The sequence below is a fragment of the Acidimicrobiia bacterium genome, from assembly GCA_041393965.1.
Taxonomy (GTDB): domain Bacteria; phylum Actinomycetota; class Acidimicrobiia; order Spongiisociales; family UBA5794; genus UBA5794.
The window spans coordinates 269,357-292,476 of record JAWKJB010000001.1 but is presented as its reverse complement, the minus strand read 5'-3'; the positions used below and the strand labels follow the sequence as shown (position 1 = coordinate 292,476).

Annotated in this window: 22 protein-coding genes and 2 riboswitches; of the genes, 12 read left to right on the top strand and 10 right to left on the bottom strand. The window is 64.1% G+C overall.

Annotation, left to right across the window (positions count from 1 at the left end):
* Nucleotides 1-57: 57 nt before the first annotated feature.
* Nucleotides 58-927: a 5'-3' exonuclease H3TH domain-containing protein gene (locus R2823_01525; protein ID MEZ5174874.1), complete on the top strand. Its 870-nt coding sequence runs from the start codon at nucleotides 58-60 to the stop codon at nucleotides 925-927.
* A 48-nt stretch (nucleotides 928-975) separates the two neighbouring features.
* Here R2823_01525 and R2823_01520 read toward each other — a convergent pair whose 3' ends face one another.
* Together R2823_01520 and R2823_01515 are read right to left on the bottom strand one after the other, a co-directional pair.
* Nucleotides 976-1,764, bottom strand: a complete 789-nt coding sequence (locus R2823_01520) for an META domain-containing protein (GenBank protein ID MEZ5174873.1) — start codon at nucleotides 1,762-1,764, stop codon at nucleotides 976-978.
* Nucleotides 1,765-1,833: 69 nt separating this feature from the next.
* Entirely contained in the window at nucleotides 1,834-3,141 is a 1,308-nt protein-coding gene (locus tag R2823_01515) for an ammonium transporter (protein ID MEZ5174872.1), read from the bottom strand.
* Between the two features lie 135 nt (nucleotides 3,142-3,276).
* On the opposite strand from R2823_01515, the gene R2823_01510 reads away from it, so the two are divergent.
* The 5 genes from R2823_01510 to R2823_01490 all read left to right on the top strand — a co-directional run bounded on the left by R2823_01510 (nucleotide 3,277) and on the right by R2823_01490 (nucleotide 6,175).
* Entirely contained in the window at nucleotides 3,277-4,173 is an 897-nt protein-coding gene (locus tag R2823_01510) for an ABC transporter ATP-binding protein (protein MEZ5174871.1), read from the top strand.
* A complete protein-coding gene (locus R2823_01505; GenBank protein ID MEZ5174870.1) occupies nucleotides 4,173-5,003 on the top strand; it encodes an ABC transporter permease in 831 nt (276 codons plus the stop codon). The genes R2823_01510 and R2823_01505 overlap by 1 nt, the downstream gene beginning before the upstream one ends.
* Nucleotides 4,937-5,497, top strand: a complete 561-nt coding sequence (locus R2823_01500) for an N-acetyltransferase family protein (protein MEZ5174869.1) — start codon at nucleotides 4,937-4,939, stop codon at nucleotides 5,495-5,497. The genes R2823_01505 and R2823_01500 overlap by 67 nt, the downstream gene beginning before the upstream one ends.
* A 73-nt stretch (nucleotides 5,498-5,570) precedes the next feature.
* Nucleotides 5,571-5,867 carry a hypothetical protein gene (locus tag R2823_01495; protein MEZ5174868.1) on the top strand — a complete coding sequence of 99 codons (297 nt, stop codon included), beginning with the start codon at nucleotides 5,571-5,573 and terminating at the stop codon, nucleotides 5,865-5,867.
* A 92-nt stretch (nucleotides 5,868-5,959) separates the two neighbouring features.
* Nucleotides 5,960-6,175, top strand: a complete 216-nt coding sequence (locus R2823_01490) for a hypothetical protein (protein ID MEZ5174867.1) — start codon at nucleotides 5,960-5,962, stop codon at nucleotides 6,173-6,175.
* Nucleotides 6,176-6,419: 244 nt separating this feature from the next.
* Here R2823_01490 and R2823_01485 read toward each other — a convergent pair whose 3' ends face one another.
* Together R2823_01485 and R2823_01480 are read right to left on the bottom strand one after the other, a co-directional pair.
* Nucleotides 6,420-7,244 carry an ABC transporter permease subunit gene (locus tag R2823_01485; GenBank protein ID MEZ5174866.1) on the bottom strand — a complete coding sequence of 275 codons (825 nt, stop codon included), beginning with the start codon at nucleotides 7,242-7,244 and terminating at the stop codon, nucleotides 6,420-6,422.
* Nucleotides 7,241-8,170: an ABC transporter ATP-binding protein gene (locus R2823_01480; GenBank protein ID MEZ5174865.1), complete on the bottom strand. Its 930-nt coding sequence runs from the start codon at nucleotides 8,168-8,170 to the stop codon at nucleotides 7,241-7,243. Before R2823_01480 ends, R2823_01485 begins: the two co-directional genes overlap by 4 nt.
* A gap of 109 nt (nucleotides 8,171-8,279) precedes the next feature.
* Between R2823_01480 and R2823_01475 the strand changes: the two genes are divergently transcribed.
* From R2823_01475 to R2823_01455, 5 genes are all read left to right on the top strand, one after another.
* Nucleotides 8,280-8,972: an SOS response-associated peptidase gene (locus R2823_01475; GenBank protein ID MEZ5174864.1), complete on the top strand. Its 693-nt coding sequence runs from the start codon at nucleotides 8,280-8,282 to the stop codon at nucleotides 8,970-8,972.
* Complete coding sequence (locus R2823_01470) at nucleotides 8,969-10,066, top strand: DUF2332 domain-containing protein (protein MEZ5174863.1); 1,098 nt, start codon at nucleotides 8,969-8,971, stop codon at nucleotides 10,064-10,066. Before R2823_01475 ends, R2823_01470 begins: the two co-directional genes overlap by 4 nt.
* A 14-nt stretch (nucleotides 10,067-10,080) precedes the next feature.
* Nucleotides 10,081-11,139 carry a lysylphosphatidylglycerol synthase transmembrane domain-containing protein gene (locus tag R2823_01465; protein ID MEZ5174862.1) on the top strand — a complete coding sequence of 353 codons (1,059 nt, stop codon included), beginning with the start codon at nucleotides 10,081-10,083 and terminating at the stop codon, nucleotides 11,137-11,139.
* Between the two features lie 53 nt (nucleotides 11,140-11,192).
* A riboswitch (glycine riboswitch) is annotated at nucleotides 11,193-11,277 on the top strand.
* A gap of 4 nt (nucleotides 11,278-11,281) precedes the next feature.
* Nucleotides 11,282-11,354: riboswitch (glycine riboswitch) on the top strand.
* Between the two features lie 33 nt (nucleotides 11,355-11,387).
* Nucleotides 11,388-14,243, top strand: a complete 2,856-nt coding sequence (gene gcvP, locus R2823_01460) for an aminomethyl-transferring glycine dehydrogenase (GenBank protein ID MEZ5174861.1) — start codon at nucleotides 11,388-11,390, stop codon at nucleotides 14,241-14,243.
* 78 nt (nucleotides 14,244-14,321) lie between these two features.
* Complete coding sequence (locus tag R2823_01455) at nucleotides 14,322-14,792, top strand: nitroreductase family deazaflavin-dependent oxidoreductase (protein MEZ5174860.1); 471 nt, start codon at nucleotides 14,322-14,324, stop codon at nucleotides 14,790-14,792.
* A 50-nt stretch (nucleotides 14,793-14,842) separates the two neighbouring features.
* On the opposite strand, the gene fadJ is transcribed toward R2823_01455, so the two are convergent.
* From fadJ to R2823_01425, 6 genes are all read right to left on the bottom strand, one after another.
* Nucleotides 14,843-16,999, bottom strand: a complete 2,157-nt coding sequence (gene fadJ, locus R2823_01450) for a fatty acid oxidation complex subunit alpha FadJ (GenBank protein MEZ5174859.1) — start codon at nucleotides 16,997-16,999, stop codon at nucleotides 14,843-14,845.
* A gap of 2 nt (nucleotides 17,000-17,001) precedes the next feature.
* On the bottom strand, nucleotides 17,002-18,300 hold the full coding sequence (gene fadI / locus R2823_01445; protein MEZ5174858.1) for an acetyl-CoA C-acyltransferase FadI: 1,299 nt from the start codon (nucleotides 18,298-18,300) through the stop codon (nucleotides 17,002-17,004).
* 68 nt (nucleotides 18,301-18,368) lie between these two features.
* Nucleotides 18,369-18,893 (bottom strand): hypothetical protein, encoded by a 525-nt coding sequence (locus R2823_01440; GenBank protein ID MEZ5174857.1) that lies wholly within the window; start codon nucleotides 18,891-18,893, stop codon nucleotides 18,369-18,371.
* Between the two features lie 107 nt (nucleotides 18,894-19,000).
* The gene (locus R2823_01435) at nucleotides 19,001-19,930 is read right to left on the bottom strand and encodes a sigma-70 family RNA polymerase sigma factor (GenBank protein MEZ5174856.1); all 930 of its coding nucleotides are present in this window, start codon (nucleotides 19,928-19,930) and stop codon (nucleotides 19,001-19,003) included.
* A gap of 105 nt (nucleotides 19,931-20,035) precedes the next feature.
* Nucleotides 20,036-20,845, bottom strand: coding sequence for a thioesterase family protein (locus R2823_01430; protein MEZ5174855.1), 810 nt, complete (start codon nucleotides 20,843-20,845; stop codon nucleotides 20,036-20,038).
* Nucleotides 20,838-21,917, bottom strand: a complete 1,080-nt coding sequence (locus tag R2823_01425) for an amidohydrolase family protein (GenBank protein ID MEZ5174854.1) — start codon at nucleotides 21,915-21,917, stop codon at nucleotides 20,838-20,840. The genes R2823_01430 and R2823_01425 overlap by 8 nt, the downstream gene beginning before the upstream one ends.
* A gap of 108 nt (nucleotides 21,918-22,025) precedes the next feature.
* Here R2823_01425 and R2823_01420 point away from each other — a divergent pair, with 108 nt between their 5' ends.
* Entirely contained in the window at nucleotides 22,026-23,063 is a 1,038-nt protein-coding gene (locus R2823_01420) for an ATP-dependent DNA ligase (GenBank protein ID MEZ5174853.1), read from the top strand.
* Nucleotides 23,064-23,120 lie beyond the last annotated feature (57 nt).

Genomic DNA, 23,120 nt, shown 5'->3' with positions numbered 1-23,120 from the left:
CCAGCGTAGAGGTCGGACGGTCGACGCACCCGCGACAGTGACGGTACGGTGACCCTCGTGGCGACCCTGCATCTGATCGACGGCACCTATGAACTGTTCCGAGCCCATTTCGGCGCGCCTCCCCGCCAGACTCCCGAAGGCTGGGAGATCGGGGCGACGCACGGACTCGTCCAGTCCATGCTCACCCTCCTCGACAGCGGTGAGGTGACCCATGTCGGCGCGGCATTCGACACCGTCATCGAGTCGTTTCGCAACGACCTGTACCACGGCTACAAGACGGGAGAAGGGACACCACCGGAGTTGCACGCGCAGTTCCCTGTCGCTGAGCGGGCCGTGGAGGCAATCGGTGTGACCGTATGGTCGATGATCGAACAGGAAGCCGACGACGGGCTCGCAGCGGCCGCTGCGAAGTTCGTAGACGAGGTCGATCGGGTGATCATCATGAGCCCTGACAAGGACATGGCGCAACTGTTCGGGAACCCCAAGATCGTTGGATATGACCGCCGAAACCAGACATTCATCGACGCCGATGCGGTACGGACCAAGTTCGGGGTGGCTCCCGAATCGATTCCCGACTATCTGGGGCTTGTCGGTGACTCGGCCGACGGTTTCCCGGGCCTACCGGGATGGGGCGCCAAGTCGGCGGGGACACTGCTCGGCAGGTACCGACACATCGAGAACATCCCGCCGTCGGTCGATGACTGGGATGTCTCGGTGAGGGGAGCGGCGAGACTGGCGGCGGCGCTGCACGACCACATGGACGACGCGCTGCTGTTCAGAAAGGTCGCAACGCTTCGAACCGACGCTGACATCCCGGAATCGCTGGATGATCTGCGTTGGCGGGGAGTCCGTCGTGATGCCTTCCTCGCGATGTGCGACGAACTCGGCTGGGAGACGATCAGGACCCGACCGACCCGATGGCAGTGAGGGAGTCGACGGTTCACAGGTGACAGTTCACGGTTGACTGTTGACCGCTCACCGTTCACCGACGATCAGGGCCGCTCCGCCGGTATCACGAATCGTCAGAGTGTTGCCGTCGATCGAATAGGTCGATGAGCGTCCGAGGGCAGCGACCATCTGCTGCTCCTGATCCATCACACCTGCCGGTGACCCACAGAGCTTCTTCGTGAGACCGATCGATCCGAACGCCAGCGATTCGTCTGCGGACTCGTAGGTCCCGGACAGGATGTTGCAGCCGGTCGAGCCCGACACCTTGTCGTCGGTGCCGAACAGCAGCGTTGGATCGGTCCCCGCCATTACCGACTGGAGGCCACCCTTGCCGTTGTTCACATGGGTCACGGACCACGCCGATCCCGCGAGTTCGGTTTCGAGCCGATGCATCTCCATGACGATTCCTTCCCCTTCGGAAAGGCTCGCGAGATTGTCCACGACGGACCAGTGATCGGCGGCTTCGAATGCTGCGTGGATGTTCGATTCCTGGCGGGCGAGCACATCGTCGCACCCCATCAGCGTCGAAGCGAATGGGCCAGCCGAGAAGCTGCCGTCGTCCCCGATCGTCGCAGTCCCGGTGAATCGGTTGCAGCCAGTCGACCCGGCGACGGAGACGGCACCGGGGACTGACCCGTCGAGGAGGAATGTGACCCTCGGTGCCCCGACGAGCTGTCCCTCGATGGCATCGTCAGGACCCGCGACGCCATCGATCAGCCACTGGCCCTCGAGCGTTCCCACAGCGTCCTCCTCATCACCTCCACATCCTGGGACGAGCAGCACCACGACGGCGACGACGACAGCGATGCGGATCATGGGTTGAGGCTATCGCCACCGTGCGTCTTGTGGCCCCGAGGGGCGGCGGCAAGTTTGCGCTGTTTGCCGTCAGGTGCCGACCGGATCGAGGAGGTGCTTGTCAGCGATCTGCTCCTGGAAGATGAACTCCGGATAGGCGTCCCCACCGTGCTCGGAGCGGTCAAGTCCCGCGACCTCCTCCGCGGCGGTGACACGCATCCCGACGGTGAGGTCGATGATCTTGAACACCGCGAAGGAGGTGCAGAACGCCCATGCGATGATGGCCGCTGCCCCGAGCACCTGCGTGGTGAGGGTTCCGGATCCGAGGATGCCGACGGCGAGGACACCCCAGAGCCCCGCCGTTCCGTGAACCGAAATGGCACCGACAGGATCGTCGATCCCTGCACGCTCGAGCAGCATCACCGAGAACACCATCGCGATTCCCGCGACGAGGCCCGTGGCGATCGCGGCGCCGAAACTGAAGTGATCTGCCCCGGCAGTGATACCGACGAGACCGGCAAGGACGCCGTTGAGGGTGTACCCGACATCGGGCTTTCCCACCACCATCCAGGCCGTGAACATGGCACCGAGCGACCCTGCGCACGCGGCGAGCGTCGTGGTGACCGCCGGAGTTGCGATGTCGGTTCCGACCGCGGCGAGCGTCGACCCGGCGTTGAATCCGTACCAGCCGAACCACAGGATGAAGACACCGAGCGCCGCAAGCGTCACGGAGTGACCCGGGATGGAGGTCGGGCGCCCCGCTTCGTTGTACTTGCCGATCCTCGGACCGATGACGAGAACACCCGCGAAGGCTGCGGTCCCGCCGAGCATGTGGACAACCCCCGAACCGGCGAAATCGCTGAAGCCGATGGAGGACAGCCAGCCCCCGCCCCACACCCAATGGGTGACGATCGGATAGATGAGACCGGTGATGAACGGCGTGTACATGAGGTACGAGGAGAACTTGACGCGCCCGGCAACCGCTCCGGAGATGATCGTTGCAGCCGTGGCAGCGAACACGACCTGGAAGAACCATTCCCCTGCTCGGGCGTTGTCGTCGAAGAAGAACTCGCCGTACGACACGAATCCACCGAGGGTCGAGCCCCCGTAGGCCAACGCAAACCCGAAGGCCCAGTAGACGATGCCGCCCACCGAGAAGTCCATCACATTCTTCATGATGATGTTGGCCGCGTTCTTCGCTCTGGTGAACCCGGCTTCGACGAGCGCGAAACCGGCTTGCATGAACATGACGAGGATCGCTGCCACGATGAGCCACACCGAGTTGACGGCTCCCGCAACTTCCGACAGGGACAGATCCTGGGCCAGTGCAACACCCGCCCCCGGCCCGATCGTCATGACGACGACGATGCCTGCGCTGATCAGTACTCGTCTTTTCACGCTGCTCCTTGATCGCATGCGGCAACCTACGACGAGTCCATGTCGCCACCGTTACTCGACCGTTACGAGTTCGACACGGTTGTGTTTCGCGTGTGTTTCGGCGCGAAGGGGTGGTGCCCGTGCTGGAATGGCTGTATGTCGATTGTCGCGGTGTCGAACCTCGTGAAGGAATACGGGGACATTTGCGCGGTGCGCGGCATTGACTTCCACATCGACAAGGGTGAAGTCTTCGCCCTTCTCGGTCCGAACGGCGCCGGGAAGTCGACGACGGTCGAGATCCTCGAGGGCCATCGGAGACGCACCTCCGGGGAGGTGTCGGTGCTCGGATACGACCCCGACACCTCGCCACGGGCCTTCCGTGAGTCGATCGGGATCGTTCTCCAGGAAACCGCGATCGAGACACAGCTCACCGTTCGGGAAGCGATCGACATCTACGGGTCGATGTATGCGAAGCGGAGACCATCGGACGAGCTGATCGAGATCGTCGGTCTCGACGACAAGGCCGATGCGAGGGTCAAGACGCTTTCGGGAGGCCAGAAGCGGAGGCTCGAGCTCGCGCTCGGCATCGTCGGGGATCCCGACCTGATCTTCCTCGACGAACCGACAACCGGCTTCGACCCGAGTGCGCGAAGGCAAGCGTGGATCGTCGTCGACAACCTCGTTGCCCTCGGCAAGACGGTCCTGCTCACGACGCACTACATGGACGAGGCTCAACATCTTGCCGATCGGGTGGCGGTCATCGCCGATGGTCGGATCGTTGCCGAGGGGACACCGGAATCGCTCGGCGGACGGAAGACATCCGCAACGCGTATCACTTTCCGGGTCGAAGGGTTCAACCGCGATGGGTTCCCAGTCGACGATGCGTCGGTGACCGAGAACGGCCTGGTGACGGTCACCACGGTGACCCCGACGAGGGACATCCATGTGATCTCAGGATGGGCCGTGGATCGCGGCATCGAGCTCGTCGACCTGTGTATTGCCCGCCCGTCACTCGAAGATGTCTACCTCGACCTGACCGGCGAGGAGGCGTGATGGCGACGAAGCGCTCGATGATGGCGCTGCTCCGCGGGCAAACCGCCTACCAGAACAAGATCTTCTTCCGGGACCCCACATCCGCATTCTTCACCCTGTTTTTCCCCCTGATGATCTTCGTGATGTTCGCCCTCATCTTCGGCAACGACGAGATCGAGTATCTCGGTGTCACGACGGCGCAGTACTACGCGCCGGCCATGGCGGTGTTCGCAGCCGTGTCCGCCACATATACGAACCTCGCGGTCACCACCGCGTACCAGCGTGACGAAGGGATCCTCAAGCGCATCAAGGGAACTCCTCTTCCGCCCGTCGTGTACATGGGTGGAAAGATCGTCAGCGCGGTGATGATCGCCGTGATCTCGGTGCTGATCATGATGGCGATCGGTGTTGTGTTCTACGGTGTCGAGGTCTATGCGCGGACACTGCCGTCCGCAGTGCTCACCTTCCTCGTCGGCGTCGGCTGTTTCGCGGCGCTCGGGTTGATGGTTGCTGCGTTGGTTTCGACGGGTGCTTCGGCAACGGCCGTCGCGAATGCGACATTGCTGCCACTCGCATTCCTCTCCGGCGTCTTTATCCCTCCCGCGGAGGACGCCCCGGCGTGGCTCGATCTGGTGGCCAACATCTTTCCGCTCAAGCACTTCGTCGAACCGTTCACCGCTGCTTTCAACCCGCAGAGCACCGGGACCGGCTTCGATTGGCTGAGCCTCGGCTACATGGCGCTGTGGGGGATCGCAGCCATCATCGTCGCCGTCCGCTTCTTCAAATGGGAGGCATCACCCGGGCGAAGCCGCGGACGCCGTCGCGCGGGTCGGGCCGCAATCCGGTCATGAACCGTATCGTCATCCGGCAAGCAGGGCCTCATGATGTGGCGACGATGAACGAGATCTACAACACCGTCGTCGTGGACAGCCATGTGTCGTTCGATACCGAACCATGGACCGATGATGCTCGCGCCGCCTGGTTCGTCGAACGGACCAACGCCGGATTCCCGGTCCTCGTCGCCGAAAGCGAGGGCAACATCGTCGGAGTCGCATGGTCAGGGCCGTGGAGGGACAAGGCCGCCTATCGCAGATCGGCCGAGACCACGGTGGTGCTCGATCCGGCCGTCGTCGGGCGCGGGTTCGGTACGGTCCTCCTGCGCGCCCTCGTTGACCGCCTCACCGAAGACGGGTACCACCGGGCGTACGCCATCGTCGCGCTCCCCAACGAGGCGTCGGTCGCGGTGCACAAGAAGGTCGGGTACCGGGAGGTGGGTGTCCTCGACGAAGCCGGATTCAAGAACGGTCGCTATATCTCGACGCTGCTCCTCGAGAAGCGCTGCTGACAACCCACTGACCATTGCCGGTCGGGGCACGAGAGCCCATCCTCGAGGAAGGCGGAATCGCTAGGATCGCGCCATGGCAGGGTGGACCGAATCCGGTACGACCATGAAGGTCGGTATCGCTCTTGTTGCGCTCGGCGCCGTACTCGCTGCCATCGGTCTCGCTGTCGGGGGTGTCTTCATCGCTGCTGCCGTCGTTGCCCTTGGGGCCGCAGCCATCGTGGGCGGTGTCGACAGCGTTCGGACCCGGCGGCACCGGACGAGTCGATCTGGAACCGACAGTCTTCGACTCACCCACACCGGAGCCTCGGCCGTGATCTTCGGTGTCGGTTTCATCGCGGTTGGCGCGGGCACCTCGTCATCGCCGGAATAGCCTCAGTCATCGGAAAGGGCGATGAACTCTGGGACCAGATTGCCGAACGACCCGGGCTTGCACTGGTCGTACTGGGATGCGGATTCCTTCTGATGGGTGTGGGGACCGCGATATCCAAATGGACCTTCGATGACGGCGACACCGTTTGGTTGCAGCGAATCCCCGGGATCTTGGTCGGGGTCATTCTCGTTGTGATCGGTGGTTTCTTGATTGCGTTGGGGTGGTCTCTCGCACAAGACCCACCCGCATCGGGTGACCTGTTTGACCGAATCGTCGACACCGTCACCGGCTGGATCGGCTTCGAGTAGCGTCGCACGCGCATACTCACCAAACCCAGTCCGATCGACCCGGCAGTTTCGGGACCGCGGTGTGCCCTTTGGGAGGTTCGAAGATCCGCTCACGGTCCTCCTCGGGTATCGCCGTTTCGCTGTCGCAGACGAGCACACTTGCCATTGTGCCATTGCGGAGCTCCTCGACCCGGATGATGTCACCTCGGAGAGCGTTGGAGACGAACGGTCTGACGAACTCGCTCAGGATCGCCTACCGCTGGCACTAGAGATCACCTGAGACGCCGAGGAGCCGTTCGCGGCGAATGGAGCGTGCTCCGGTCGTCAGGAGGGCCAATGCCACGAGCCATGCCAGGAAACCGGCGACGGCAGCAGAGATGACGGGACTGTACAGAAGCCCCGACGCAACGCCGTAGCTCAACAGGATCACGGGGAGGGTGACGAGGCTCGATGCTTGGTGGGCTGAGGCGGCGCTTCGCACCTTCGCCGACAGGCGCAGGATCAGCGACAAGGCAATGGCGATGAAGGGGGGGACGACCCACAGGACGAGCAGCAGCCAACCCGCGGTGGGGAAGAACCACCCACCGACCTGACTTCCCACGATGAGGTTCACCACGATGGCGTAGAGCCCGAACCCGACGATGCCGGCGACATAGCCGGGAATGAGGCTTGCGATGAGCTTGCCGAGGTAGATCTCGCGCACGGTGAGGGGGGAGTGCGCAAGGTACTCGCCGGTGCCCCGTTCCCGTTCACCGACGATCGAGTTGGCGCCGACCGCCGACGAGATCGTGAGTGGCACGATGATCGCGATCGGCGCAAGCAGGTACACGGCGAAGGCATACGACGCACGCGTTGCGCCGTCGTCGCCCCTGATGTTGTCGAGGATCGCGTCGGGGAGGGTGCCGATGATGTCACCGATCTGAGCGACGGCACCCGTGTCCCTGACCATCGACATGGCTCCGAGGAGGATCGCGGGGAGGATCACGAAGAACATGCCCCCGAGGATCAGGAGCGGGATCCAGTAGTCGCGGGTCTTGATCAGGCGGAACAGGTCCGCCCGAACGACCGCTTTGACCATCCGCCATCTCATACGGTCTCCCGGTGGGTGCGCTGCATCTCGAAGTAGAGATCCTCAAGCGTCGGGTTCAGCGGCTCGACTCGTGTCGGGCGCACCCCTCGCTTGACGAGTTCGACGACGATGTCCGGCACGCGATCGATCGAGTCGAGCGTCACATGGAGTGCCCCTTCGGGGCGTACCGACACGACACCGTCGAGGTCGCGAACGATGTCGAGCATGTCACGGTCCTCGGCGTCGATGATCACGACCGGGTTGGCCATGTACCGGTTCGCGAGATCGCCAGGTCTCCCCGCTGTACGGACGGATCCGTTGTCCATCAGCACGACCTGATCCGCCACGCCTTCTGCCTCGTGGAGCAGATGGGTGCACATCACGATGGTCCTTCCCCTGCCTGCCGTTTCCTTGATCAGGTTCAGAACGGCCCGCGACGACTCCGGATCGAGCCCCGCGGTCGGCTCATCGAGCATGAGGATCTCGGGATCGTGGACCACCGCCCTCGCCAGCGCAAGGCGCGTTCGCATCCCGGTCGAATAGCCGCCGACCTCCTGAGCGAGTGCATGGTCGATTCCGAACCGTTCGGCCGCGGATCGGGCGCTCGCCTCGTCGCTCTCGAAGATCGTCGCGGCAAACTGGAGGTTCTCCCAGCCGGTGAGCTGGTCGTAGAACGCCGGCTTCGGGGGAACCACCCCCACCCGTCGGCGCACCTCGTCGCCCTGATCGAGCGGTGAGAGGCCAAGGACTTCGACCCTTCCAGCATCGGGAAGCAGCGCCCCTGTGGTGAGGCGCACGGTGGTCGTCTTGCCAGCACCGTTCGGGCCCAACAGCACCGTCACCGCACCGGTCGGCGCAACGAAATCCATCGAGTCGAGCGCGATCACATCCCCGAACACCTTGCGAACGGACCGGAACGCGATCGAGAACTCCATTGCGTCAACCATCGGCGTCAACGGTAGGGGGCTTGACGCCAATGGGAGCCCACCGCCAACCGTGGTCCATGCGATTCATGGGTCGGTGCAGGTGTCCGGCTCGGCATCGTACGATGCAGACATGTGCGGACGATTCGTCCAGGTCGAAAAGCCCGAGTTCTATGCCAAGCACTTCGCCGTCGATGTCGTCCGCACCGAGACCATCACGCCGTCGTGGAATGTGGCACCGACGATGGATGTGTACGGGGTCGCCGAACACGAAGACGAACGGGTTCTGACCTCGTTCCGGTGGGGTCTTGTGCCCTTCTGGGCGAAGGACCCCAAGATCGGCGCACGCGCGATCAACGCCCGTATCGAGACGGCCCCCGACAAGCCGATGTTCCGAGACTCGTTCGCGACCCGCAGGTGTCTGATTCCCCTCGACGGCTTCTACGAGTGGGAGAGGAAGGCCAAGGGCAAGCTCCCGCACTACATACGCAACAGGGATCGAACACCGCTTTCCGCAGCGGGATTGTGGGCATCATGGCGCGACCAGGACACCGGCGACCGTCTCGTGACCTGCACCATCCTGACGGGTGAGCCGAACCGGCTGGTCACCGCGATCCACGACCGGATGCCGGTCATCATTCCTGCGAAGCACTGGGCGGCATGGCTCGACCCCGCAACGGGCCCGGATGCCGCGCGGGGACTTGTTTCGTCGTACCCACCGGAGGCCCTCGAGGAGTTCCCCGTCTCGACGCTTGTCAACAATGTCCGAAACGATTCCCCTGCGAACCTGGTGCCACTGACCACACCGATCGTCGACTCGGAATGAAGCAGACCGTTCGCACCTCATTCGTCAAGCAGGTCGGCTGGTGTGAACGGATGGGGTCGGTGTTGACCGCTGAGCTCGTCGCCGCAGCGCTTGACGATCTCGACCGTGGGGGCCCCGTCTCGGACATCGTGGCCGGATACGAAGGCGACGCCATCTCCGACGCCCTTCCGCTGCGCCTCATGGGTGGGGTGCACCGTCTCGTGCTGCTCGGTGCAGCACCGGGCCTCGCACGGCACTACCCGACCGCGGGAGGCACACCGGACCGCGCGACCCTCGTGGAGGACTTCCTTGCCGTTGTGCAGGACAACGCAGCGTATCTGCGCGATGCCAACCTGATCCCGCCCCAGACCAACGAGATCGGACGATCCGCAACACTGCTCCCCGGGCTCGCGTGGGCGCTCGCCGGCCGGGATCTGCGGGTCCGGCTGCTTGAGATCGGATCGTCCGCAGGGCTCAACCTGCACCTCGACCGGTATGTCTACCGAACCGATGCCTGGCATCGCGACGGGGCCGATGATGCTCCCCGCATCGATGTGGATTGGACGGGACCCGCACCCGTTATCCCCGAACGCATCGACATTGCGGACCGTCTCGGCTGCGACCGCAACCCGCTCGATGTGGCCGACCCCGAAGCCCGGATTCGGCTTCTTTCGTTCATCTGGCCAGATCAGGTCGACCGCTTCAGGCGCCTCGACGCCGCGGCGCGACTCGTCGCCTCGGTCGGTGTCACGGTTGCAAAGGCCGACGCTTCGGCGTGGGTCGCCGCGCGGCTCGCCGAACCTCAACCATCGGGAACAATGACCGTGCTCCAGCATTCCGTGATGTGGATGTACCTGAACCAAGACGAGCGCGCAGCCATTGAGTCGGCCGTTGCCGACGCGGGGGCAACGGCCACGCCGGAAAGGCCCTTTGCGCACATTCGGTTCGAATCGTCACCGGAGCAGTACGACGCAGAGGGGCATCGCCTGACCGCAACGGTCTGGCCGGGAGGGCATTCCGAGGTGCTTGCATGGGGTCACGCCCACGGAACATGGGTTCGTTGGGTCGGCACGACGCGAGCTGATGGGCCGAAGTCGCACGCCGCGGATCACTAACTTACTGAGCCGACATGAGCGACTCACCCTTGCAACCCCCCCAGGAACCCAAGCTGCGGCCGTCCTGGCCAAGGATCGCCGTCCGGCTTGTCTTCCTCGGGATCACGGTCGTAGTCCTGTACCTGTTTCTTCCCCAGATCGTCGCATTCATGTCCGAGTCGTCGCAGCTCACGAGCATCGACTGGTATTGGTATGTGATGATGGGCGTCCTCACGATGGGGACCTTCGTGAGCGCGTGGGAGCTGACACGGGTCGCCGTTCCGGGAATTTCGATGTTCGTTGCAGCTACTTCCCAACTCGTATCGAACGCTCTCGCGAAGGTCGTACCCGGTGGTCCGGTCGCTGGGGGAGGCGTCTACTGGCAGATGTTGTCCGTGTCGGGCGTCCCGAAGGGCCAGGCAGCGTCCGCCCTCGCCGCGGTGTCGTTCATCTCGAATCTCGTGCTCTTGTCGCTGCCAGGTGTTGCCATCGTCATTGCTGCGGTGTCCGCCCCGATTCCCGATGGCCTGCTTCCCGTCGCGGTGGCCGGTTCGGTGCTGTTCGCTTTCATGTTCGCCGCCGTGTTCATCCTCGTGAAATACGACGCGGTGCTGTTGTTCGTTGGCCGCATCGTCGCGCGATCGGTCGGATGGCTCGCCCGCAAGTTCCACAAGCCGTGGACCTCGACGGCGCAAGGGTGGCTCGACCGCCGCAACGAGGTCGTTGATGCCCTCGGAGCCCGATGGTTCAGAGCGCTCGCCGCGGCCGTCCTCAACTGGCTCTTCGAGTACGGCGTCCTTGTCGCGGCACTCATCGGCGTGGGCGCGAAACCCCGAGCGAGTCTTGTCCTTGTGGCGTTTGCAGGCTCCGCGGTCCTCGGCATGATCCCGCTGACACCCGGCGGCATCGGATTCGTCGAGGTCGGTCTCGTCGGCATGCTGGTCGCGGCGGGGATTCCCGGCAACGATGCAACGCTCGCGACCCTCGCATATCGGCTGTTCCAGTTCTGGATCCCGATTCCCGCAGGGCTCGTTGCCTACATCGCCTTCCGGCGTCGTCACGGCAGGCTTGAGGACCTCCCTGCGCAGGCCTGAGCCTGCCACCACCACTCGTGGCCCACTGAGCGCTGGTAGCCTTTGTGTGCTGCTGACACCCTGCGGGAGAGCCGGTCGCCGGCGCCGAAGGAGCAACCGCCCCGGGAAACTCTCAGGCACACGGACCGCAGGGAAGAGGCACTCTGGAAAGCAGGGCGCGCCCTCACCGAAGGGGAAAGCCGCACCGCGGTGAATCTCTCAGGTCTCAAGACAGACGGGGCTGGAACGGCCGCGTGAGGAGTCGCCACATGCCAGAGAGTTCATCGCCATCGACGCCGATGTCGTTCGCCGACCGACACATCGGCCCGAAAGCGGCCGAGATCGACCGAATGCTCGACGCGATCGGTGTCGGGTCGGTCGATGAGTTGATCGCAGTTGCTGTACCGTCGGCGATTCGGACCGATGATCCACTTGAGGTCGGAGGTCCATACACCGAAACCGAGGGTCTCGCAGCCCTGCGTGCGATGGCGGAACGCAACGAGGTGTATCAGTCATTCATCGGGCTCGGGTACTACGGCACGACGACGCCGGGAGTGATCAGACGGAATATCCTCGAAAACCCCGGGTGGTACACCGCCTACACCCCATACCAGCCGGAGATCTCCCAAGGCAGACTTGAGGCGCTGATCAACTTCCAGACGGTGATCTGCGACCTGACCGGCATGGAGATCGCCAACGCGTCACTTCTCGACGAGGCAACAGCCGCCGCTGAAGCCATGACCCTCCTCCGGCGCGTCGTGAATGTCGAGGCGGAAGCGTTCTTCCTCGATCGTGACCTTCATCCGCAGACGATCGATGTCGTCGCGACGCGGGCGCGACCACTCGGTATCCCGTTGGTGGTCGGTGACCCCTTCAAGGACCTCACCCCGGACGAGGTCTTCGGTGTACTGCTCGCCCATCCCGGCTCCTCGGGGGCGGTCAACGACATTGGGCCGATCATCGACCGGTGTCACGCCGCCGGGGCTCTCGTAGCGGTCGTGAGCGACCTGCTTGCGTCCACCCTGATCGCTCCCGCTGGGGAGCTCGGTGCGGATGTCGTCGTCGGATCGTCCCAACGGTTCGGGGTTCCGATGATGTTCGGTGGGCCCCACGCCGGTTTCATGGCGACACGAACCGCGTATCAGCGGTCGCTCCCTGGGCGGCTCGTTGGCGTGTCGAGGGACACGGAGGGCCGGACCGCCTATCGACTCACCCTCCAAACCCGTGAGCAGCACATCCGTCGTGACCGCGCCACCTCCAACATCTGCACGGCGCAGGTGTTGCTTGCCGTGATCGCAGGGATGTACGCGGTCTACCACGGCCCGGATGGGCTTCGTGCCATCGCAGAGCAAGTCCATCACCGGGCGTCATTGCTGGCTGCTGATCTCGTCGCCGGAGGGCGCACCCTTGTCAACGACACCTGGTTCGACACGCTGACGATTGGCGTCTCCGATGCCGACGAGACGCTCGCGAAGGCGCGAGAACACCGGATGAATCTGCGAAAGGTCGACCCGACCACGGTTGCCGTTTCGGTCGATGAGACCACAACCGACGCGCATCTCGAGGCTCTCAGGGAAGTGTTCGCGATCGCTCCGACGGGAGAAGTGGACTCCGGCATACCCGAAGGGTTGCGACGAACCACGCGCTATCTCCAACACCCGACCTTCCACCGGTATCGATCCGAGACCGAGATGCTCCGCTACCTTCGGAGGCTCCAGGCAAAGGACATCGCGCTCGACCGCTCCATGATCCCCCTCGGGTCGTGCACCATGAAGCTGAACGCGACCTCCGAGATGGAGCCGATCGCGTGGCCGGAGTTCGCGGAGATGCATCCGTTCGCACCGCTCGATCAGACCACCGGTTATCTGGAAATGATCGGCATGCTCGAAGCGTGGCTTGCTTCCATCACCGGGTACGCCGCGGTGTCCGTTCAGCCCAATTCGGGTGCACAGGGCGAGTTCGCGGGCTTGCTCGCGATCCGCGGTTACCACGCAGCGAACGGGGAGGCGCACCGGGATGTCTGCCTGATCCCGGCATCGGCGCATGGAACGAACCCCGCGTCCGCGACGATGGCGGGCATGCGTGTCGTTGTCGTCAAGACCGACGATGACGGCTCGATCGATGTCGACGATCTCAGGGCGAAGGCCGTCGAGCACGCAGATGACCTCGCTGCGATCATGGTGACCTATCCGTCCACACACGGAGTCTTCGAAAGCGCTATCACCGAGATCTGCGACATCGTCCACGAGTACGGTGGCCAGGTATACCTCGACGGCGCCAACCTCAATGCAATGGTCGGGCTCGCCAAACCGGGGCTGTTCGGGAGCGATGTGTCGCACCTGAACCTGCACAAGACCTTCGCGATACCCCACGGGGGCGGTGGTCCCGGCGTGGGTCCGATCGGCGTACGGGACCACCTTGCTCCCTACCTCCCAAGGGCCGCTGGTGCCGGGCTCGTGCCGGATCGTCCGGGGGATGAAGGAGGCTCAGGGCCGGTGTCGGGCGCACCGTGGGGTTCCGCTGGTGTGCTTCCCATCTCGTGGATGTACATCGCGATGCTTGGCGCAGAGGGTCTCCGCCGCGCCTCAGAGATCGCGGTCCTGAGCGCCAACTACCTCGCTTCGCGGCTTGCCCCCCACTATCGGGTGCTGTACACGGGGCCGTCCGGGTTGGTGGCACACGAGTGCATCATTGACATTCGCCCCATCGAGGCGACCACCGGGATCACCAACGAGGACATCGCCAAGCGACTCATCGACTATGGGTTCCATGCCCCAACGATGTCGTTTCCCGTCCCAGGGACACTGATGATCGAGCCAACCGAATCGGAGTCACTTGCCGAACTCGACCGTTTCGTCGATGCGATGGTCGCGATCCGGGGCGAGATCGACGAGGTCGCATCCGGGGCGGTCTCGGCAGACGAATCGGTGCTTCGCAATGCCCCACACCCCGCAGAGGACCTCCTCACGAGCGAGTGGGGGCGCCCATACACCGTCGAGCAGGCGGCGTATCCCGTTGCGAGCCTTCGGTCCGACAAGTACTGGGTCCCCGTGAGCCGCATCGACAACGCCTACGGCGACCGCAACATCTTCTGCGCGTGCCCACCGGTCGAAGACTACCAGTGAGGTACGCGCGTACCCTGGGTTCGCGTTCAACTAGAAGGTGCTTTGTGGCCCACAGTACGAGCCGGACGGGGAGTCGGCATGGCATTTGATTTCAAGTCGAGACCGACCGGCGTGTGGAAGTGGCTGCTCCACATGCCGACCTGGCTCTTCCGGGCACGACTCGGCTTCGTGTTCGGGAAGCGGATGGTCATGATCGAACACCGGGGCCGAAGCAGCGGACGCCGCTACCGGACCGTCGTCGAGGTCGCTGGACGAGGTTCGGAAGGCGATTACATCGTCACATCGGGAACGGGCCCGAGAGCAGACTGGTACCGCAACATCCTCGCCGACGGTCTCGAAGCCGTTTGGATCGGATCCCGCCGGCGTCGGGCGACTGCAAGGAGCCTTTCCCCAAAGGAGGCAAGCCCGGTCTTCGCCGAATACGAACGAGCACACCCGAAGGCGGCAGCGATCCTGATGGAGCGGATGGGTGTGGCCTACGACGGCACCGACGAAGGTCGGATCGAGATGATGCGCCGCATTCCGATGCTGGCGTTCACCGTCACCTGAAGAGGTAGCCGACCCGGGCGAACCATGCCGGACTCGCTTGTCGTTGCGGCTCAGCGCTGCCGGAACCGCGTCCCGTCCGCCGCATGGCCCCTGAGCATCTCGGCAGCTGCGAATCGCTCACCGTGCGTGTCGGCAAGCCGGTCGAGGGCGTCGACCACTGGTGCTGCCCCCATCCGGTCGATGGTCCAGAACGGCCCACCGCGAAACGGCGGATAGCCAAGACCGAACACGGCTCCGATGTCACCGTCGCGGGCTGACCGGAGGATTCCCTCCTCGAGGCATCGCACCGCTTCGTTCAGGAACGCAAGCGAGAGCCGCTCCTGAATCGACGAGCGATCTGTTTCCCTTCGCGGACCGAGGCCGAGGACCCCGTACACGCTGTCGTCGACACCTTTGCGTTTTCCCTTTTCGTATCGGTAGAAGCCCTTCTCGTTCTTGCGTCCCCTTCGGCCGTCCGCGACGAGGGCTGACAGCAGATCAGGCCCCTTCATCCGGTCACCGAACGCGTCGGTGAAGATCTCGGCGATGTGGGCACCGACATCGAGCCCCACCTCGTCGGCGAGCAGAAGCGGCCCAACGGGAAATCCCCACGCCTTCATGGCGCCGTCGATGTCCTCGACAGTTGCCCCCTCGGACAGGAGATGCCCGGCCTCGTTGGTGTACGGACCGAGAACGCGAGATGTGTAGAACCCGGTGCCGTCGTTGACGACGATCACGGTCTTGCCCTGCCGCTTGCCGAAGGCAACGGCCGTTGCCACCGTTTGGTCGGATGTCGCCTCCGTCGTGACGACCTCAAGGAGTGGCATCTTCTCGACGGGCGAGAAGTAGTGCATTCCCACGATGTTGTCGGGATGCTGGCTGGCACGGGCAATCTCGACGATCGGAAGAGTCGAAGTGTTCGAAGCAAAGATCGTGTCGACACCAACCACACTCTCGACTTCGCGGACGACCGAGCGTTTCAGCTCGAGGTCCTCGAACACGGCTTCGATCACGAGATCGGTCCGGCCAAAGCCTTGCCAGCTCTTCGTCCCGGTAACCCGGTTCATGATTCGATCGACCTCGAAATCACTCAAGCGTCGCCGTTTGGCTCGTTTGGCGACCACCCGGTCCACATAGGCAAGACCGCGTCCGACACCGTCGTCGTCGACCTCTTTGATGCGGACCCTTGCCCCGGCATTGATCGCGGAAACCGCGGCGATACCCCCGCCCATCAGGCCCCCGCCGATCACGGCAACATCATCGACTGCGAGCGGCGTCGCATCGGAATCCACGCCGGTGTCGCGCTTCAGTTCGTTCTGTGCGAAGAAGATCGATCGGAGTGCTTCCGACTCCGGTGTCGCGACAAGTTCGGCGAAGAACCTGATCTCTGCCGCAACACCGGCGGCCCTTCCCTCCTCGATCCCGATCCGGATCGCCTCAATGGCTCGCTTCGGCGCCGGGTAGTTGCCCCCGGTCTCGGAGAGCATCATCTCGGTCGCCTTCTTGAAAAGCACCTTGCGACCTGCCGGGTTGCCCTCAAGCGCGAACCGTGTGAGGTCCCCCAGACGAGGCCTCGAACCTGATCGCTTCTTGGAAGAAGCTGCATCGGCTGCATCGATCGCATCGGCCGCACGCCTCGTCGCGACCTCAAGCAGCATCTCATTCGGCACGATCTCGTCGATGAGTCCGATCTGCTTCGCCTTGTGGGGTCGTACCGCCCTGCCCGTGACGATCATTTCGAGCGCATGCTGAACACCGACGAGGGCGGGCAGACGCTGTGTGCCTCCCGCACCGGGGATCACACCGAGCTGCACCTCCGGCTGGCCGAGCTGACTCGTGTCCGTACACAGCCGGATCGACGCGGTGAGGGCCAGTTCGTTGCCACCGCCGAGGCACGCACCGTTGATCGCAGCGACCACCGGCTTGCCTGCCGTGGCGTGGAGCGCCTCGATCCGGTCGTAGATCAGATGGATCGCCTTGAGCGCGTCCGCTGCGTCCTCGATCGAGTCGAACCGATCGAACATCCTGACATCGGCACCGGCGAGGAAGTCCTTCTTCGCCGAGCCGATGACGACCGCCTTGACATCTGGTTCTTCGAGCCGTGCGACAACCTGGTCGAGCTCGACGACGAACTCCTCACCGAGCGTATTCATCGCCTCGTCGTGTCGATCCATCAACACGACGGCAACGCCGTCGGTGACCTCGAAATGGAAGTTGCTGTACGCCATCGCTATTTCTCCAGGACCATTGCCGCGCCGAGGCCTCCTGCGGCACATTGTGTGACGAGCGCCGTACCCCCGCCGCGCCGGTTGAGCTCATTGGCCATGGTCATGATCTGTCTCGCTCCCGTTGCTGCGAACGGATGGCCGAGGGAGATCGAACCGCCGTACAGGTTGAACCTCGACGGGTCGATCTCACCGATCGCCTTGGCGCGGCCGAGGCGTTCTCGTGCGAAGCTGTCCGATGCGAAGGCCTGCAGGTTGGACAGCACCTGGGCGGCGAACGCCTCGTGCATGTCGATGATGTCGATATCGTCGAGCACCATTCCCGCGCGATCGAGCGCGATCGGGGTTGCGAACGCCGGTCCCATCAGGAGCTGCCAGTTCGGGTCGAGGGCCGCGAATCCGTAGGACTTCACATAGGCGAGCGGTTCGTATCCGAGCGCCTTCGCCGTTGATGCCTCCATGAGCAGGAGGACCGAGGCACCGTCGGTGAGCGGCGACGCGTTCGCTGCCGTCACCGAGCCGTACCGTCGGTCGAAGACCGGGCGCAGCGACACAAGCTTCTCGATCGTGGAGTCGGACCTCGGGATGGTGTCCCTCTCCACCGTTTTCGTATATCGCGGAGGAAGTCGATAAGGCATCACCTCAGCGTCGAAGATGCCATCAGCCCACGCCTTCGAGGCTTTGGTGTGTGATGCCAGGGCGTACTCGTCCTGGGCTCGCCTTGAGATGCCGTTCTCCTTTGCCATCTTCTCGGCGGAGTCGCCCATGGTCTCGCCGGTCGAGCGTTCCGCGATTGCAGGCGGATTCGGCGCCAGGTCCCGTGGCCTGATGCGGGCATAGTGCTTCAGCTTGGTGGGCATGTCCTTCGCCGCCTGCGCCGCCATCATGATCTCGACGAATCGATCCGAGTAGGTGACGGGTGGCTTCGAAAGGGAATCGGCCCCGCCTGCGATGACGATGTCAGCCTCGTTGAGAAGGATTGCCTGTGTAGCGTTGACCGTGGCCTGGGTCGATGTCGCGCATGCCCTCGTTACCGAGTACGCGTCGACCGATTCGGGGAAGGGGCCGGCAAGGACGATCTCGCGAGCGATGTTCGGTGCTCCGACATCCTGTACCACCGAGCCGTACACGACGCGGTCAACCGCTGCGGGATCAACCGCTGACCGGACGACGAGCTCGCTGACGACCGCCGTTGCGAGGTCGAGGGTCGTCTGCGAGGCGAGAGCCGTGCCGGACTTGGCGAACGGTGTGCGGAGACCCGCGACGATTGCGACCCGTCTGCCGTCTGGGGGAGAAGCCATCATGCATCCAATTCTTGAGCGTCCGCTCAAGATTCTATCGGAGGCGGAACGCCTCGAGTCGCCGCCCGCTCTCAGGAGATGGCGACGGGTCCTTCCGGGCCGATAACGACCCACTCGTTGTCGACGAGGTCCAGGCGGTAGGTGAACCATGTGCCGCAGAGTCCACCGCACCAAAGCGAGACCGGTACCAAGCCGGTGGACCCCATGATGACCGGCTCACCGACCCCCACGATCGCTGCTCCCTCAACAGCCGGTTGGAGGTCCCCGGTCCGCCATTCGGCTGGATCGTCGATCCAACGAACCGAGCCGAGCGGCGACAGGGCCGCCACGATCGCAGCCCGTTCCGCGTCGGTGAGAGCCCTCGTGGAGCCGCCTGAGCCACCGGATGTGTCGCCGGCAGCAGGGTCGACATGGTCGAGCACGAGGTACTCGGAGAACGGGGAAGGTCCCGTACCGAAGGTGTGATCCTTGGTGACGAGCTCCACGAGAGCCCGAGCCATCATTTCGGGGGCATGTGGCGTCGCGACATCGGTCGTCTCGTTGCCGCAGGAGACGGTGACGAGAGCGAGTGCGACGGCAACGGTCAACGACTTCATGCAGCTGGGACGCTCGGAGTGCCCCGACAGGTTCCCTGCCGTCCTTCGGGTTCGCACCATCGACTGGTGCTGTGACGGACCCGAGAACTCAGCCCTCGAACCCAGCCCTAGAAGTCCGCTTCCTGGCGAAGCCCGAAGGCAGGATGGCGAAGACGCGACAGCGCCTGCTTCTCGAGCGATCGCACCCGCGTGGGGCCGAGGTCGAGATGCTTGCCGATCTCCTCATGTGTCCTTGGGAGCCCGTCCTCGAAACCGACACGCTTGGCAAGGATGTACGCCTCGCGCTCGGGAAGCCGATCGATCGCCTCCCGCAGTGCTTCGATGGTCGACAGACGCTCCGATTCACGGACCGGGTCGTCCTCGTCGTCATGAGCAACGAAGTCGCCGAGGACCGCCCCGTCCTCGCCGACAGGGGATTCGAGCGACACGGAATCGGCAACGAGCTGTGCTTCGAGGACCTGGTCGAGTCGGAGCCCCGACTCTTCCGCAAGCTCTTCAGAAGTCGGCTCGCGGCCGAGTTCCGAGAGGAGACGGTTGCGGGTCCCGTTGAGGGTGAGCAGCGTGTCGTGGAGGGAGTTCGGAAGGCGAACTGTCCGCGACTTCTCAGCGACGGCGCGCTGCATCGCCTGACGGATCCACCAGGTGGCGTAGGTCGAGAACTTGAATCCCTTGCGCCAGTCGAACTTCTCGACAGCACGGATAAGCCCGAGGTTTCCCTCCTGGATCAGATCGACGAACTCGATGCCGTACTGGCTGCGGTAGCGCTTCGCCTGTGACACGACCAGCCGCAGGTTCGCCTGCGCAAACCGGTCCTTGGCTTCCTTGCCTTTGCGAGCGGTTCGCTCGAGCTTCACCTTCGCGGCGCCCTTGACGCCACCGGCGGCGAGCTTCTCCTCGGCTTCCCGGCCGGCCTCGATGGCCTGGGCGAGATCGACCTCGTCGTCTGCCGTGAGCAGCTCATGGTTCGCGATGTCCGTCAGGTAGGTGGTGAGGCTGTCACCAACCTCGGTCGGTGTGATTGCTGTTCGTGCGGTCATGTTGTGAATTCCTTCACATAGCTCTTGGTCTCCGACCCGCTCACGGGGTGTCGCGGGCGTGTCGAAGGTTGGTTCGTCCTTCGAGAGGATGCATGGATGTGACGCTCAGGGTACACCATTCGGTTCCCGGCGGCTGACCACATCGAAGAAGATCGACTGGTTCGCAGTTCCAATGAATCCGGACGCATCGTATAACAACGAATCGGTCATGCCTAGTCCCAATCCTGAGGAATTTGTTCGTGACCGCAGGGCGATCCAGTCCCCGACGGGAGCCCTCCCGTAGTAGACCGTGGTGTCCGTATTGACACAGATGAGTTCGTCGAGTCCTCCAAGGGCGGCGATTCCGTTGGGAAAATCGGCTGCCATTGCCGCGAACGCGTACGGATTCGTCAGCTCACCCGCAATGAGAGGAACCGGGATTCTGATCCACACGGCCGTTGTCCCCCCGACGCCGCGGAACGGCCGTCCCTCGACGCCGACCATCTCGACGGCGAGGCCGAAATCCCCCTCCCCGTCCCAGAAATCGAGGTTGATCGCCTTCCCCTCGGAGCGATCAGGCGGGGGGTCCCGGTCGTCGGTGGTCGCAGGGACGACCTCGCGGTCGGTGCGGATCATCCACGCCGTCGCCCTCGCGAACGGCGCCCCGTCGATGTCGGTCATCGTCGCAGCAACATGCGTGATCCGTTTGCCGGGACGCAGCACCTCGGTTTCGATCCGCACCGGTGTCAACGGAATCGGTCCCGGGATGTCCATCGTTGCCCTCGTCATCCCCATGCCCGACCACCGGTCGACGATGGCCGTCACGAGGAGCCCGAACGGTGGGCCCCCGTGGCAGTGCGCAGCGCTCCAGGGACCGCGCACGAGCTTGGAGGGGACCAACCGGTCACCATCGCGCTGGTACAGCCACTCAGCCAAGGTCGTTCCTCACGATCCTTCCCCGACGGATCACCAGCACCGGGTCCGCGAGGACGCTGACATCGGTGGTGGGATCACTCGCGAAGAACACCACATCGGCCTCCTCGCCGACGGCTGGTCGTGCGCTTCGTCCGACATAGTCATAGGCCGCCGTGGATGCCGCTCTCGTCGCCCCGGCATGGGACATCCCGTATTCGTGGAGCCTGACGGCCTCAGCAGCCACCTCCCCATGGGGAACCGCGAGGTCGGTGCCCGCCAGCACTGTGACGCCTGCCTCCTCGGCGAACGGCAGGTTCTCTCGCATCCGTTCCAGACCCTCACTGAAGAGCCTTCCACCGCTCGAGTGTGGTCCGAGCATGTCCCGAAGGTGCAGGAGGTTCACCACGGTGGGGACCCAGGCTCCTCCCCGTGCCGCGAGCGTTGCGAGATCCTCGGTCGAGAGGAACGGCCCGTGTTCGATCGAATCGACACCGGCGGCGACAGCGTCGGATGCCGAATGGGCCATCGAGTGGATCGCGATGCGTGCACCGGCTGCGTGGGTCACCGTCACGGCTTCGACGAGGACCTCGATCGGCCAGTTGTTCTGCGGTCCCTTCCCTGGTCGCGGCCAATCCCCGACGAGTTTGACCCAACCGCCCCTTGTCATGGCCGAGGTCCGGATGTGGTCCACGAGGCGCTGCGGCGTGACCTCGGTACCGAACCCCTCGTAGTAGCCGCCAGGTGGTGAGATCATGGAGCCTGCCGTCTCGGCGTACGGTCGAAGGTCCGCGTCGTGGTCGAGGGTGATCGCCGTGGCGTCCGACCTGCCTCCCTTGTCGAGGATCAGCAGGACCCCGTGGTCGAGATGGGCCCAAGTCGCCTGCGGGACGGTGGCGGCCATCGTTTCGTCCGTGATGGCGGGGAAGTCGGCGAGGGAGTTCATCGTGACATGGGCATGGCAGTCGGCGAGCCCGGGAAGTGCGAACAGAGTGCTCGTGTCGGGAACCTCAAGGCGTCCCACTTCGGGCTCAACGAAGCGACTTTCCGAGACACCGATCTCGTAGGATTCGCCACCGGGCAGGTTGATGATCATTTCGGTCAGCGTAGACGGCATCCCGCACCGGCCATCCATGATTGCCCGCCGGTCACGCGGGAGCCGGGGCCGGAAACGGCGGACCGTGTGGGAGCTACTGTCGTCGACATGATCCCGTTTGAACTGCCGATCCTCCCGATGGAGGCAAAGGTCCGGACCTCATGGCCTTCGGAGGGTTGGGCCTTCGAGCCGAAGTGGGACGGATTCCGTGCCATCGGCGCGAACGACGACGAGCCGCGTCTGGACTCACGCAGCCAACGGCCGCTGCTTCGCTACTTCCCGGAACTGGTCGATGTCGTGTCGACCGTGCCCGAAGGAACGGTGATCGACGGGGAGGTAGTCGTCGTCGACCAAGATGCGCTCGCGTTCGACATGCTCCAACAGCGCATCCATCCTGCCGAGTCGAGGATCGCCATGCTTTCCGAGTCCACCCCTGGGACGCTCGTTGCGTTCGATCTGCTCGCACACCGAGGCGAGGACCTGCGCAACGCATCGTTCAAGGAGCGGCGGTCGCGCCTCGAAGCACTCATGCCCGAGCTTCACGAGGATTGGGCGCTTACGCCGTCGACGACATCGCTGGACACGGCGCGGCGGTGGTTCGACGAGTTCGAGGCTTCGGGGTGTGACGGGATCGTAGCCAAGGCGCTCGAAGGCCCGTATGTCGAAGGTAAACGGGAGATGCTCAAGTTCAAGCACCGTCGTTCCGTCGACTGTGTTGTGGGGGGCTATCGGGTTCACAAGGACGGGGACAAGGTCGGATCCCTGCTCCTCGGGCTGTACGCACCGAACGGTTCGCTTGCATTCGTCGGCCACTGTTCCGGGTTCTCGAACCACGACCGGGTCGCGTTGCTCCAACGCTTTGAGGCGCTGCGCGATACCGAGTCGTTCGGCGATGATGTCCGCGCTCCGGGGAGCCCGAGCCGATGGACGGGGGACAAGGACCTGTCGTGGGTTGCCGTGAAGCCGGGGGTGGTGGTGGAGGTGTCGTATGACCAACTCACCGGTGACCGATTCCGGCATGCGACCCGCTTCGAGCGATGGCGACCGGACAAGGAACCGTCCGCATGCACCTTTGACCAGCTCGACCGTCCCGACGGTCCCGGTTTCGCCGACATCGTTCAATGGGAAGCTGGCTCGGATCGATGATCGGCGTGTTCACGGTGCTCCAGATCTACGGTCGCGACGGGATGTCCCGGTACGATG